The organism is Kitasatospora sp. NPDC127060 (genome assembly GCF_042724935.1).
GTDB lineage: Bacteria > Actinomycetota > Actinomycetes > Streptomycetales > Streptomycetaceae > Kitasatospora.
Genome location: NZ_JBHXEG010000071.1, coordinates 1 through 14,122 on the forward strand (window position 1 = coordinate 1; position 14,122 = coordinate 14,122).

Annotated in this window: 5 protein-coding genes; all 5 read right to left on the bottom strand. The window is 75.4% G+C overall.

What is annotated here, in order from left to right; genetic code table 11:
* Window positions 1–37 precede the first annotated feature (37 nt).
* Window positions 38–3,556 carry an AMP-binding protein gene (locus ACFWIS_RS30740; RefSeq protein WP_380461872.1) on the bottom strand — a complete coding sequence of 1,173 codons (3,519 nt, stop codon included), beginning with the start codon at window positions 3,554–3,556 and terminating at the stop codon, window positions 38–40.
* Window positions 3,549–5,765 (bottom strand): amino acid adenylation domain-containing protein, encoded by a 2,217-nt coding sequence (locus ACFWIS_RS30745; RefSeq protein ID WP_380524060.1) that lies wholly within the window; start codon window positions 5,763–5,765, stop codon window positions 3,549–3,551. Before ACFWIS_RS30745 ends, ACFWIS_RS30740 begins: the two co-directional genes overlap by 8 nt.
* A 65-nt stretch (window positions 5,766–5,830) precedes the next feature.
* The gene (locus ACFWIS_RS30750) at window positions 5,831–10,468 is read right to left on the bottom strand and encodes an SDR family oxidoreductase (RefSeq protein ID WP_380461874.1); all 4,638 of its coding nucleotides are present in this window, start codon (window positions 10,466–10,468) and stop codon (window positions 5,831–5,833) included.
* Window positions 10,469–10,592: 124 nt separating this feature from the next.
* Window positions 10,593–12,893: a lantibiotic dehydratase gene (locus tag ACFWIS_RS30755; protein WP_380461875.1), complete on the bottom strand. Its 2,301-nt coding sequence runs from the start codon at window positions 12,891–12,893 to the stop codon at window positions 10,593–10,595.
* 84 nt (window positions 12,894–12,977) lie between these two features.
* Window positions 12,978–14,006 carry a GNAT family N-acetyltransferase gene (locus ACFWIS_RS30760; RefSeq protein ID WP_380461876.1) on the bottom strand — a complete coding sequence of 343 codons (1,029 nt, stop codon included), beginning with the start codon at window positions 14,004–14,006 and terminating at the stop codon, window positions 12,978–12,980.
* Between the last annotated feature and the right edge of the window lie 116 nt (window positions 14,007–14,122).

Genomic DNA, 14,122 nt, shown 5'->3' on the forward strand with positions numbered 1-14,122 from the left:
GCCCCGGAGGGGGCTCGCGGCGCGCAGTGCTGTCAGCTCACTCGGTGGCGTCACCGGCCGGGGCGACCGGGGGCCGGGCCACGGCGCGTGCCTGCCGGCGGCGGGCCCGGATCCCGGCCAGCCGGTCGGACCGGTCGGACCGGTCCGACCGGCCGCTGGGCGGCGGTACGGCGGTGGGCCGGTCCGCCGGGCCGGCGACCAGGAACGCGGTGAGGGCGTTCAGGTTCGGGTGGTCGAACAGCGCGATCGGGTCCACCGGGCGACCCAGCAGCTCGGCCAGCTCGGCACTGAGCTGCAGCAGCGAGACCGAGGTGAACCCGGCGTCGAAGAAGTTCGCCGCCGGGTCGAACGGCCGCCCCAGCACGGATCCGGCCAGGTCCCGGACCCGTCGGTCCGCGGTCGTCCCGGCCGGGTCGCCGACCGGGGGAGGCACGCTGCCGGGAGCCACGGGCTTGAGGTTCCCGGACAGCTCCAGGCGGTCCACCACCAGCACCCGGGCCGGTACCACGGTCGGTGGCAGCACCGCTTCCAGGTGGGCCCGCACCGAGTCCCCGGTGACCTGCGCCCGCGCCGACCGCTGCACCCACACCCGCAGGGACTGGCTCCCGCCCGCGCCGACGACCTCGGCGACCGCCTCGGTGACGCCGGCGTGGCCGCGCGCCGCCGACTCGATCTCCTCCAGCGTCACCCGGTGGCCGTTGACGAGGGTCTGCCGGTCCCGGCGGCCACCGAGGTGCAGCCGGCCCCGGGCGTCGCGCCGGGCGAGGTCGCCGGTCCGCAGCCAGCGCAGACCGGTCTCGTCGGCGCCGAAGCGGTCAGGGCCCGCGGCCCCGAGGTAGCCGTCCGCGATGTGCGGTCCGGCGACCCACAGTTCTCCCACCTGCCCGACGTCGCACCGGCGGCCGTCCGTCGTGCGCAGCTCGACCCGGCGGCCGGGCAGCGGTTCGCCGATCGGGACCTGCGCCGTTCGCGGCACCGGCTGGTCCGGCCCGATCTCGTGGGCGATGACGAGCTGGGGGGTCTCGGTGCAGCCGTAGCCGTTCAGGACGACGGCCCCGGCCGCCCGGGCGCGGATCAGCCCCACCGTGGCCGCCGACAGCGGTGAGCCGCCGGACACCACGGCGCGCAGGTCGGGCAGCGGGTCCGGGTCGGCGCCCAGCACCAGCGCCAGCATCGCCGGGGTGGCGTGGGTGACGGACACCCGCTCCCGGCGCAGCCAGGAGCCCAGCCGCGCGGGGTCGGCGACCAGCTCCGGCGGTGGCACGCACACCGTGGCGCCGGCCCGCAGCGCCACGCCGAGGTCGCGGAGCACCGGGTCGTGCGCGGGCCCGCTGAGCATCGACACCCGGTCCGCCGGACCGACGCCCAGGCGCTCGACGAGGTCCGCGAGCGCCGCGTCGGCACGGTCGGCGGGCGCCCGGACCGCGAGCGGGTCGCCGGTGGTGCCGGAGGTGAAGAGCACGTAGGCCGGGCCGCTCGGACCGCCGTCGAGCGGGGGAGCGGAGTGCGGCACGGGCTGCGCCGGGCCGTCGCCCGACCACGGGAACGCGTGCGTCACCGCCGCGATCTCCAGGGCCCGCTCGCGCCGCCGCCGCGGCCACTTGGCGTCGATGAGCACGGCGGTGGCCCCGGCCCGCCAGCAGGCCAGCAGGCGGATCGCCAACCAGCGGTCCCGGGCGGCCGGGATCGCGACGACCGCGCTCGACCCGGCGGTGCGGGCGAGCTCCGCCGCCACCTCGTCGATCCGGGCGTCCAGCGAGCGGTAGTCGAGCGTGCCGGCCCGGTCGGTCAGTGCCACCGCGGTGGGCCGCCGGGCGGCGTGCCGGCGGACCAGGTCCACCGTGCTCTCCACCGCGCTCGCACCGCCGGGGTGCCCGGCCGCGCCGTCCGGTCCGGCCGGCGGTTCGAGCAGCTCGCCGAGCGAGGCCGTCGGGTCGAGGGCCGCCCGGGTCGCGGTCCGCACGATCTGCTCGGCCAGTGCGGCCAGGTCCGCCGGCTCGACGGCACCGAGCGGGGCGACCAGGTGCAGGCGGAAGCCGGTCGGTCCGCGGTGCAGGTAGAGGCTGAGGCCGAACAGCGCCCAGGCGGGCGGCAGGTCGTACTCGGTCGCGGTGTGACCGCCGAAGGAGGGCGGGGGCGAGGCCCGGGTCAGGTCGTTGAACCAGAGCTCGATCAGCGGGCTGTCGGAACCGGGGGCGCGCGGCAGCCGGAGCCGGTCCACGATGTCGTCGTAGGCGGGGAGCGCGTGGTCGGCGGCACCGGCGTAGACGTCGCGCACGGTCCGGCAGGCGTCGGTGAAGCTCCGCCCGCGGTCGGTCGGCAGCGGCAGCGGCAGGGTGTCGAGCAGGAAGCCGACCAGCCGCTCGTCGTCGGGCCGGTTGATCCGCGCGCTGGGCAGGCCGACCACCGCGGTCCGGTCCTCGCCGCGCCAGGCGCCGAGCACGGCGTTCGCCACCGTCAGGAAGTAGAGCGCCGGGGTCAGTCCCTGCTCGTGCAGTGCCCGGTCGACCGCTTCGGAGGCCGGGGGCGGCAGTTCGACGGTGTGGGTGGTGGCCCGGTGGGTCCGCTCCGCCGGTGCCGCGGTGGACAGCGGCAGCGGCCGGGCCGCCCGGCTGCCGGCGAGCCGCCGGGCCCACCAGTCCAGCTGCTCCTCCCACCGCGGGGTGTCCACCAGGCCGTGTTCGTGGGCCAGGTGGTCGAGGAGGCTCGGCGCCGGCCCGGCGAACTCGGGTGCGCGGCCGCCGGCGCGGGCGCGGTACGCCTGCGCGAGGTCGGCCAGCACGAGGTCCGAGGCCCGCAGGTCGGAGACCAGGTGGTGCATCACCAGGATCAGCCAGGACCGTCCTGCCTGCGGGGCGTACACCAGGCCGACCCGCCACAGCGGTGCCGCATCCATCGGGAAGGGCCGGTCGGCGGTGCGGCGCAGTGCCGCGTCGACCGCTTCGGCGGGGTCGCCGTCGGGGCTCCGCACCACGTCGACCGAGAGCGGCACCGTGACCTGGTCGTCGACCGACAGCTCGGGCCGGGCCGGGCTCGGCTCCACCACCGAGCACCGCAGCGTCTCGTGACGGTTCGTCAGGTCGGCCAGGGCCGCGCGCAGCGCGGCCGGCTGGATCCGGTCGGCGACTTCGAGCACCCGCACCACGTTGTACGCCGGGGATTCGGGGTGCAGCCGGTGCCAGGTCCACACCCGGCGCATGCTCGGTGCGAGCCGTGCCGACCGGGGCGCGCCGGCCACGTCGGTGGAGAGCGGCGGAGGCGTGTCGCCGGGGGGCGCGGCCTCGTCGGACCGCCGCGCGACCAGGTCGCCGACCAGGTCGATGAGTTCGGTCAGTGGCGGGTCGTCGCGGAGGATCACCGAGACCGGCAGCTCGACGGCCAGGTCGGTGCGCAGTCGGGCGATCAGCCGGGCCGCGGCCAGGGAGTGCCCGCCGGCGGCCAGGAAGCGCTCGCCCGGGTCGAGGGGCGTGCCGCGCGGATCGGATCCGTACAGCGCGGCGGTCCACGCGGCGCTGACCCGGGCGGCGACCGGGTCGCCGTCGCCGTCCTCACGCATGCGCCACCTCCGTGGCGGTGCCCGGCAGGGTGCCGGCCAGTTCGGCCAGCGCGGCCCGGTCCACCTTGCCGTTGGGCGTCAGCGGGAGTTCGTCCAGCAGGCTCAGCCGGGCCGGCAGCATGTATCCGGGCAGGCGGTCGGCGAGCGCCGCCCGCATCTGCTCGGGATCCAGGCCGGGTTCGCGACAGGTGTAGAACCCCGCCAGTGAGCGGGAGCCGCCCCGTTCGGGGGCCACCACCACGGCGGCCCGGACCGGATCGAGTGCCGCCATGACGGACTCGATCTCACCGAGCTCGACCCGGAACCCCCGGATCTTGACCTGGTTGTCGGACCGGCCGAGGAACTGCAACTGCCCGTCGGGCCGCCAGCGGGCCCGGTCGCCGGTCGCGTACATCCGCCCGCCGACCGTCCGGGGGTCCGGCACGAAACGCCGGGCGGTCTGGGCGGGATCGCCGTGGTAGCCCAGAGCCAGGCAGTCTCCGGAGATGTAGAGGTCGCCGGCGACGTCGATCGGCGTCTGCTCGCACCGCTCGTCCAGCACGTAGTAGCGGGCGTTGTGGATCGGTCGCCCGTACGGGATGCTCGGCCAGTCCGGGTCGACCCGGCGGACGGGGTAGGAGTTCGACCAGATCGCCGCCTCGGTGGCCCCTCCCAGGGCGATGACCTGCGCCTGGGGGAAGGCCGCGCGGATCTCGTCGGGCATGGACACCGGGATCCAGTCACCGCTGAGGAACACCAGTCGCAGCGCCCTCGGCGGGGTGCGGGCCGGTGCCGCGTCGAGGAAGGGCAGCACCCAGGCGAGCATGGCCGGCGCCGAGTCCCAGAAGGTGATCGGCTCGGTGGCGAGGATGTGGGCCAGCCGGGCGGGCTCGGCGAGCTCGTCGTCGGCGGCGATCCGGATCGAGGCGCCGGCGGCCAGGATGCCGAACACGTCGTAGACGGACAGGTCGAAGCAGAAGGAGCTGGTCAGCAGCATCCGGTCGCCGGGGCCGACCGCGAAGGTGTCGTTCACCCACTGGACGACGTTGACCAGCGCGCTGTGCGCCACGGCGACGCCCTTGGGCCGGCCGGTCGATCCGGAGGTGAAGATCACGTAGGCCGTGTCCGTGGGGCGGGCCCCGGTCGGCAGCTCGGTGGCGGGCTGCCGGAGCACGTGCCGACCGGTCCAGACCCGCGGCAGCGCTTCGGCGGGCGGCGGCGAGTCCGGAGCGGCTGTCGCCGGGTCGGCCGTGGTGCGGCACAGGACGACGTCCCGGGACGGGGCCGGGTCCGCGTCCCCGGGTGCGGACCACGCGGTGCCGAGCAGTGACCGGAGGGAGTCGACGGTGAGTCCCGACCCCTCGGGTGCTCCGGGCGGCGGCAGGAGGTCGGCCAGCACGACCCGGCCGCCGGGCCGGACGACCGCGGCCAGTGCGTCGAGAAGGGGGTACAGGTAGCCGTCCCGTCCGAAGCGGTGGCCGGCGTCGGCGATGACGGCCGCGTCGTAGCTCCCGGGGAGCAGGGTGGCGACCTCGTCGGCGTCCCCCCGCACCAGGTCGACGAACAGGCCCCGTTCCGCCGCCCAGGCGTTACCGGCCCGGACCGCGTCCTCGTCGGTGTCGATTCCGGCGTAGAGGTCGACGCTCGGCGCCAGTCGGTGCAGCAGCGTGCCCGGGCCGAAGCCGAGTTCGAGGACCGAGGCCGGCCGTTCGGCCAGCACCAGTCGGCTCGTCCGGTCCGCGGCGGCCTCGGCGTCCGGGTGCGCGGTGGCCGGGCGGGCCGACTTCCGCTGCCGCAGGATCCGGTCCCGGGGGGAGCGGGCGGGCGTCTCGCCGGTGACGTCCAGGGCCACGAAGTCGGTCAGCGCACCGACCGCCGCGGCGAGCCGGTCCAGGTCGGTGAGGTCCTCGGAGGTGCCCAGGAGACAGCGGGCCCCGGTCGAGGTCAGCACGTGGCTCAGCCGGTCGGTCGGCCACTGCGGGTCCACCGGTACGTACGTCGCGCCGGTGAGCGCGACGCCGAGGAGTGCCACCACGGTCTCCGGCCGGTGCCGGCCGACGACGGCCACGTGGTCGCCGACGGTCACGCCGAGCTCGTCGACGAGCAGGTGCGCGAGCCTGTTCGCGGCCGCCCGGAGCTCGGCGTGGGTGTGGACCGTCCGTTCACCGACAACGATCGCGGGGGCGGTGGGATACCGGTCGGCAGCCTCCGTCAGGAGCTGGGTGATCACGGCGTCGGAACGGAACGGGTGGTCGGTCCTGTTCCAGGCTGCGGGGGGATACCCGCTCTTCGACATCACGGAGTGCCTTCCTTGACTCGGCCGGTGGTCTGCTGTTCGAGGAGTTCGACGAGGTCGGACAGGGTCGGTGCCTCGAAGAGGAGCGCGATGCTGAGCTCCACGCCGAAGGTGTCCCGGACCTGCGCCATGAGGTTGACCGCGGCCAGGGAGTCGCCGCCGAGGTCGAAGAAGTCGTCCTCCAGCCCGATGGCCTCGGTGCCGAGCGTGCGCGTCCAGAGCTCCCGCATCCGATCGAGGACCGGCCGTTCGCCGCCGGGGGCCGGGGCTGCCCGCGGTGCGGGCGTGGCCGGTGACGCGTGCGGTGGCTGCGACGGCCGTGGTGCCTGGGACGCCTGTGATGCCTGCGGGGTTCGGGCCGTCTCCGCCGCCGGCCGCCCGTCCGGTTCGGGGCCGGCCGCCGCGTCCGCCGGCTTCGGCAGCGGCACGGGGCCGCCGTTCACGAAGGGCCGCACCGCGACCTGCTCCGGTGTCCGTGCGTGCAGCAGGGAGAGCAGTAGTTCGGTGCCCACCGCGGGATCGATCCCCACGGAGCCGTCGTCCGGCATCGGGGACCGGCTGGCCATGCCGACCTTGGTCCAGCTGGGGAAGTTGACGCTCAGCACCCGCGCGGCCGGCAGGCCCGCGGTCCGGGCGTACAGGTCGAGGAACGCGTTGGCGGCGGCGTAGTCGCCGCTGCCCACCAGACCGTCGACCGCGGCCCGGCTGGAGAAGAACACGGCGAAGTCCAGGGCGGGCCGGCCGGCCAGCACCTCGGCGAGCGCGAGGGTGCCCGTGACCTTGGCGCGGAGCACCTCCGCGGCCTGCTCGGGACGGCGGACCTGCAGCATGCCGTCGCCGGCCACCCCGGCCAGGTGGAGGAGTCCGTTGACGGGGCCGTAGTGGGCGGCGACGACGTCGAAGGCGCGCCGCACCTGCCGGACGTCGCCGATGTCGCACCGGACCGGCCTGACCTGGGCGCCGAGGGCGACCGCCTCCCGCACCGCGGCCGTCACGCGGGTCGTCCACTCGTCGCCCTCCGCGAGGAGCCGGTCGCGTTCCGGGCCCTCGGCCGGCAGGGTGCGGCCGAGCAGGCCGATCCTCGGGCAGGTGCCGGTCGCGGCCAGCCGCCGCATCGTCTCCAGGCCGAGTCCGCCGAGTCCGCCGGTGATGACGTACACCCCGTTCTGGCGGAGCGCCTGCTGCTGTCCCGGCCGGACCGTGAGCGGCTGCTCGCGGGGGAGCCAGCGCGCCCGGCCGCGCAGTGCGACCACCGGTGCGTCCGTGCGGCCGAGCTCCTCGCGCAGCTCCTCGACCGGGGTGTTCGCCGATGTGTCGACCAACTTGGCGCTGAGCCAAGGTACTTCGGCGGCGATGGTGCGCATGGTGCCGAGCAGTGCCGCCTTCACCGGTTCCACCGGGTCTGCGCCCGACACGTCGACGGCGCCCGTCACCAGCGTGAGCAGTCCGGGCAGCCGACCGGCTCCGCCGGTGCGGAGGCCGTACTGGATCACCGCGAGAAGACCGTAGAACGACCGGTCGAGTTGGTCCTGGACGTTCCTGGTGGAGCTCGGCGACCAGCCGGCCGTGCCGACGGCGTGCACCAGCAGGTCGGGGTCCGTTCCCCGCTCCGCCAGCTCCTCGAAGACCCGGCGGACGTCCTCGGCCGCGCCGGGGCGCACTCCGAACTCGCCGCCGGTGCCGTGGTACGCGTCGGCGGGCCGGACCCGGATGGTGCGGTACCCGGCCTGTTGCAGGGCCAGCACGATGTCGAGCGCGCGGTCCGGGTCCTCCGGCAGGAAGACCAGGGCCGTCGATCCGGCCGGGGCCGGGACGGCCGGGGCGGCCGGGGCGGGGAACCACCGCACCTCCGAGAAGGGCGTCGTCGGAGCCGGAGCCGGAGCCGGAGCCGGAGCCGGAGCCGTGGCCGTGGCCGTGGCCGTGGCCGCGGAGTCGGGCCGGGCTTCCGGGGTCGATGGCGCGGGCGCGGGGACCGCGGCCGGCACCGGCGGGTCGATCCAGAACCGCTCGCGCTGGTACGGGTAGCCGGGCACCGGCACCCGCTGCCGGAGCGGGGCCTGCCCGAGCTGCTCCCAGTCGAGGCCGTGCCCGGCGGTCCACAGCCGGGCGGCGGCGGTGAGCAGGGACTCCAGGTCCGCCCGGTCGTCACCGCCGTGTTTCGGCAGAGTGGTGGCGACGGTGAACTTCTCCGCGTCGAAGGCGGGATGGCGGCGGACCAGCCCACTGAGGACCTGGCCGGGCCCGGTTTCCAGCAGGACGCCCCCGTCGCCCTCGAACAGCGTGTCCAGCGCGTCCGCGAAGCGCACCGGCTCGGTCAACTGCCGTGCCCAGAAGGCCGGGTCGGTCGCCTCCTCGGCGGAGACCGGGCGGCCGGTGGCGGCTGAGTACAGCGGGACGGCCGGCGGTCGACAGGTCACGCCGGCGAAGGCGCGCTCGAAGGCGGGGCCGGCCGCACCGAGCATCCGGGTGTGGAAGGCGCCGGAGGCGCGCAGCGGTCTGGCCGGGATGCCGCGCGCCGTGAGTGCGGCAGCCGTCGCCTGGAGGTCCCCGACCGGTCCGGCCAGGACGACCCGGTCGTGGGCGTTGACCGCGGCGACGCCGACGGCGCCGTGCAGCAGGCCGGTGAGCGCGTCCTCGGTGCAGGCCACGGCCAGCATCCCGCCGCCGGCCGAGTGCTCGCTCATCGCGCGGGACCGGGCGACCACCAGCGCGGCCGCGTCGGCGGGGGTGAACACCCCGGCGACCGTGGCGGCGACGAGTTCACCGATGCTGTGCCCCAGTACGGCGGTCGGGCGGATCCCGGCCTGCTGCCACAGCTGGGCGAGCGAGGCCTCGACGGCGAACAGCAGTGGCTGGGCGAACAGCGTGTCGTCGACGTCCGTTCCCTCGGCACCGGACCAGCAGTCCCGCAGGGGCAGGTCGGGGCGGTCGAGCAGGTCGAACCAGCCGTCGAGCGCGCGGGCGAAGGCGGGCACCGCCCGGTAGAGGCCGTGGGCCATCCGCACCTGCTGGGTGCCCTGGCCGGGGAAGAGCATGGTCACCGGGAGCGGCGACGGTGTCGGCCGACCGGGGGTGACGACGCGTCCGCCGGAGCCGGTGCGCAGCACCGAGGCCGCTTCACCCGCGCTGGAGCAGACGGCGGCGGCCCGGACCGGGTGGCCGGCCCTGCCGTGCTGGAGGGTCGCCACGGAGTCCGCGAATCCGTGCTCCCCGCAGCGGGAGAAGAACTCGGCCAGCCGCTCGCGGCCCTCCCGCTCGGCCTCGACGGAGGAGGCGGACCAGAGCACCACCCGGGGGTCGTCGGCCGGGGCCGCCACGGGCCGCACGGGGGGTTCCTCCAGCACCAGGTGGACGTTCGTCCCGCCGATCCCCATCGAGCTGACCGCCGCGCGCCGGGGCCGGTCCGGATCCCTCGGCCAGGGCTCCAGCCGGTCCTGGACCCGGAACGGGGTCGCCCCGAGGTTGAGCCGTGGGTGGGGGGCGCTGAAGTTCGCGGTCGGGAGGAGCTGCTCGCGCTCCAGCGACAGCACCGCCTTGATGAAACCCGCCATCCCGGCCACCGGGCCGAGGTGCCCGATGTTCCCCTTGACCGAGCCGATGGCGCAGCCGCCGGCGGTCCCCCGGTCGCCCGCGAGGCCGGCGTACGCCTCGGCCAGCGCGGCCACCTCGATGGAGTCCCCGAGGTCCGTGCCGGTGCCGTGGGCCTCGACGTACCCGATGTCCTCGGGCAGCAGGCCGGCCAGCGCCATGGCCTCCATGATCACAGCGGTCTGGCCCGACTTGCTCGGCGCGCTGAAACTGACCTTCTGCGCGCCGTCGTTGTTGAGGGCGATGCCCCTGATCACCGCGCTGACGTGGTCACCGTCCGCCAGTGCGTCGGACAGGCGCTTGACCACCACGGCGCAGGCGCCCGCCCCGAAGACCGTTCCGGTGGCCCGGGCGTCGAACGGACGGCAGTGCCCGTCCTTGGACAGCACTCCGCCCGGGGTCCACCGGTAGCCGTGGCCGAACGGGAACTCCACGTCGGCGCCGCCGACCACGGCCATGTCGCAGTCGCCGACGCGCAGCGACTGGCAGGCCTGGTGCAGCGCGACCAGGGTGCTCGAACAGGCGGTCTGCACGGTGATGCTGGGGCCGCGCAGATCGAGCTTGTAGGAGGCCGTGGTGGCCACGTAGCCGCCGTGGTTGAGCGACATCAGGCCGGACACCGGGGAGCCCGCGATCTCCGGATGCGGCAGCAGGTGCTGTTCGGCGTAGAACGGCGGACCGGAGGAGGCGAAGACGCCGACGCCGGCGTCGACGGCCGCCGGGTCGTAGCCGGCGTTCTCGATGGCCGAGTGCGCGACCTCCAGGAAGAGCCTGATCTGCGGGTCGCAGGTCTCGGCCTCGCGCCGGGTCATGCCGAACAGCCGGGCGTCGAAGTACTCGGCGTCGGCGATCATCGCGGCGGCCCTGACGTAGTCGGGATCGGCGAGCGCCTCCGGCGTCACACCGGCGGCGAGCAGTTGCGCCTCGGTGAGCTCGGTGACCGACTCCCGGCCCTGGACGAGGTTCGACCAGTACTCCTCGACGTCCCGCGCGCCCGGCACCCTGGCGGCCAGTCCGATCACCGCGACGGCATCATCCGTATCCAGCACTGACAGACTCCCCTGATCGAAGGACCGCACTCCGAGGACGCTACGGTCGGTGCTCCGGAGGTGTCGTGTCGCTGAAACCGGCGACCGGCCAGGTCAGTTGGCGGCTCGGAGGTGTGGGCCGGACTCAGCGCGGTGGACGGAGCACGTCCGGTGCGGGCGCCGGATCGACGGCCACCAGACGCAGCTCCGAGGTGAACCGGCGCCCGTGCGGGTCGGTCAGCCAGAGCTGGTCCGGGGCGGGCAGCATCTCGGCCACCTTGATCCAGCCCCCGGTCCCCTCGGCCCGCATCTTGCGCACCAGCCGGCCCAGGTTCTCCACCAGGAGCGGCGCGTGCCAGTCGACGTAGAACGGCTTGCGCTCCAGGGGCGTGCGGACGAAGACGTGCCGCGGCATGCCCTGCGCCGCCGCCCAGGCCCGCAGCCGGTCGTGCCCGACGTCCTTGGCGCGGGTGGCGCCCGCGGGGACGTCCGCCAGGGCGAAGCGCCAGCTCGCCCGGGCGACCGTGACGTCGCCGATCACCACCCGGGGAGTGCGCTCCGCCGGCGGCAGGATCTGGAACAGGTCGGCCGCCAGCGCGCTCACGAACTCGCCGAAGCACTCCAGCACCGGGGCGGTCCAACCGGCGTCGCCGGCGCCGGCCACCAGCTCGCCGTCCTGTTCCAGCACCACCATGGCCGCGGCCGGCGTGCTGGACGCCCCGCTGGGGTGGCCGTCGTCAGTGCCGTACGACCAGTAGTGGAACAGCCCCGGCGGGTCGAGCGCGGGCGGCGGGTAGGTCCGCGAGCTGACCAGAGCCCCGTCCGTGGGGTACACCGGGACCACCCGGCCGCCGGGCCAGTCGGCCCGGACCGACTCGACCAGCTCGTTCCGGTCGTCGGCCTGGGTGGCGAACAGCCGGCTCTCCATGGTGTTGACCGCGACATGGAGCTCGCCGATCACCCAGCGCGGCCCGGCCGGGGTGTCGGCGATCATCACGTCCGGGCTGTGCAGCCGGGCGGCCGACCAGCGCGGTGTCCCGCCGGGGAAGAGGGCGTCGGCCAGGGCGCGGGCCCGGCCGGCGTCGACCGTCAGGACGTCGTCCGCGGCGCCGGCCGGGTCGAGGATCTCGGCCCAGCGCAGCTGGAAGTCGGTGACCGCCTCCGCCACCCCGGGGCCGCCGCCGGACAGCAGGTCGGCCGCGGCGAACTGCAGCTCGCTCAGTGTCACCCGGCCGCGGGTCGCGGCGAGCGAACGGTAGCGCTCCAGCAGTCCCTCCTCGACCGCCTCGCCGACCTGGCGGGCCAGCCAGCTCGCGCTGTCCAGCAGCAGGCCCAGCGGTCCGGCGAGGTCGTCCAGTTCGGCGGGGCCGATCGTGGCGTCGAGGTCCCGGCGGCAGTCGTGGTACACCGGCGTGCGCCGGCCGAAGCGCGCGTGTTCGCGGGGCGCGGCGTCCTGGCCGGGCCCGGCCTCGCCGGCGGCCTCGGCGAGGGCGTGGTCGATCCCGGCCAGCGCGGCGAGCAGGGCGTCGGGGTCGGCCGCCGCGGTCAGCACCGCCCTGGCCCGGTCCAGCCGGTCCAGCCGGTCCAGCAGTCGCTTCGCGACCCGGTCGTCCGGCACCTGGCGGACCTGGGCCCGCAGCAGTTCCTCGGGCCTCTCGTGCAGCGGTACCAGGAAACCGAGTTGCACGATCCGCTGGTCGTGCAGGGTCTTCAGTCCGGCGAAGGTCTCGGCGGGCGGCCGGCCGACCAGGTCGGCCAGTTCGCCGACCGAGCCCGCCTCGCCCAGCCGCTCCACCAGGCGCGCGGCCGCCTCGTCCAGCCGCACCGGCGGGCGGTGCGGACGGCGCACCGTGTCGCCGTCCGGCGCGCAGGCCGGATCGAGCCGGACCGGCAGGTGCGGCAGGAGCTCGGGGTCCTCGTTCCACGCCTGCGCGACGGCTTTGAGCGCCCACACCTCGTAGCTGATCGTCCGTCTGATCAGCTCCCCGCTACCGGTGATCCGGGTGGGCCCGTCGTCGAAGCGTGCCCAGGCGACCGGGCCGAAGAACCCGATGGACTCGTTCTTGGCGCAGTACCGCTGGGCGTAGCGGGCGACGGCGCTGCTCCGGGTGTCCCGGCGGCGGGCGGTGAAGGCCGTCGGGCCCGCGCGCAGCGCGGTGCGGTGGGCCGCCACCCAGTCGCGGACCGCCTTGGGGTTCTGCCAGGTCATCGCCGACACCAGGGTGTCGTCGGCGAGCGCGGCGTTCACCGCGTCCATGTCGATCCGCCGTACCGCGGCGTCGCGTTCCGGCCCGGGCGACCGGTCGAGCTCCCCGGTGACCGCGAACCGGTCCAGCAGGGAGAGGGGCAGGCCCGCCGAGCGGAGCACCCCCAGGCGCCAGATCCCCCAGCCGGAGTCGAGTCTGACCAGGTGGTCGGGCCGGTCGTGGTCGCTGTCCTGCGCCATCGCGTGCGTCTCCCGGTGGTAGCGAAGGTCCCTGCCGGGGACGCTATCCCGCGGTGGCGGTGACGGGACCGTCCCCGGTTCGCGCTACAGTCCGGCCGGTATCAGCACCGAGCGGAGCGGTTCCGGGCGGCAGCCGCGCTGGGTCTTGGCCGTCAGGCTGCCCACGCCGAAGTCGATCAGCGGGACCCGGCGTTCGATCGCCCGGCTGATCACCTCGTGGAAGACCATGTTGAAGTAGAGCGGCTCGGGGCCCGGTGACGCGTAGTCACAGCCCCAGGAGCGCATGATCCAGCGGTCCCCGCGGTCGATGGTGAGCGAGAAGCCGACCGGCCGGCCGTCCCGGTAGGCCACCAGGGTGACGCAGTCGAGGTCCATCCCGAGCATCGTCAGGTAGAACTCGACCTGTTCGACGGTGATGTCGTGGCCGTACCGGTGCTCGGTCTGGGCGGCCAGGGGAGCCAGGGCGGCGGCCAGCTCCGGCAAGGACTCCTCGCGCACCTCGACGGCGCCCTCCAGGAACGCGCGTCGTTCGAGGCGCACCCTTCGGCGCCCGTTCACCGACAGCCATGCCAGGTACTCGTCGAAGGAGTCCCAGAGCACCGGCAGGACGGCCTTCTCGCGCACGCCCGTGGCGAGCGCGGTGGCGAGGCACCCGTCCAGCCAGGAGGACTGCACCTCGTCCAGGTGCGGGAGCAGGACCTGCCGGCAGCCGGCGTCCGCGGCCAGTGCGCGGGCCCGCTCCACCAGGGCCACCGCCACGGCCGCGGGATCGGCGACCGACGCCCCCACCACCAGGTGGTTCCCGTAGGCCCCGCCCGAGCCGGCCAGGCACAGCCTGCTCGGGCTGCCCGTGGCCGGTGGCTCCGGCGCGGCCGTGCCGAGGATCAGCGCCGGGTCGACGACCGCCTCCCACGGCGGCGAGGCCAGGTAGACCGGCAGCAGTCCGACGGTCGCCCCCCGCCCGTCACGCGCCACCAGGTAGTGGACGTCCGCGCCGCCGCGACGCTGCACCAGGTGGAACCGGTCCAGCTCGCTCCGCCAGAACGCCGGCGCGGGAAGGCCGAGTCGGGTGAAGATTCCGGCATCCGGCCGGTCGGTGACCGTGATCTGCATCCGCTTCCCCCTGTGCTCGGACGGCGCGCTACCGGCCGGTCGCGGCCCGCTGGTCCGCACGGTATCCAGCGCGGCCGACGGCCGGTCGTACCGGGTTCTGGTGACAGGCCCCGCCG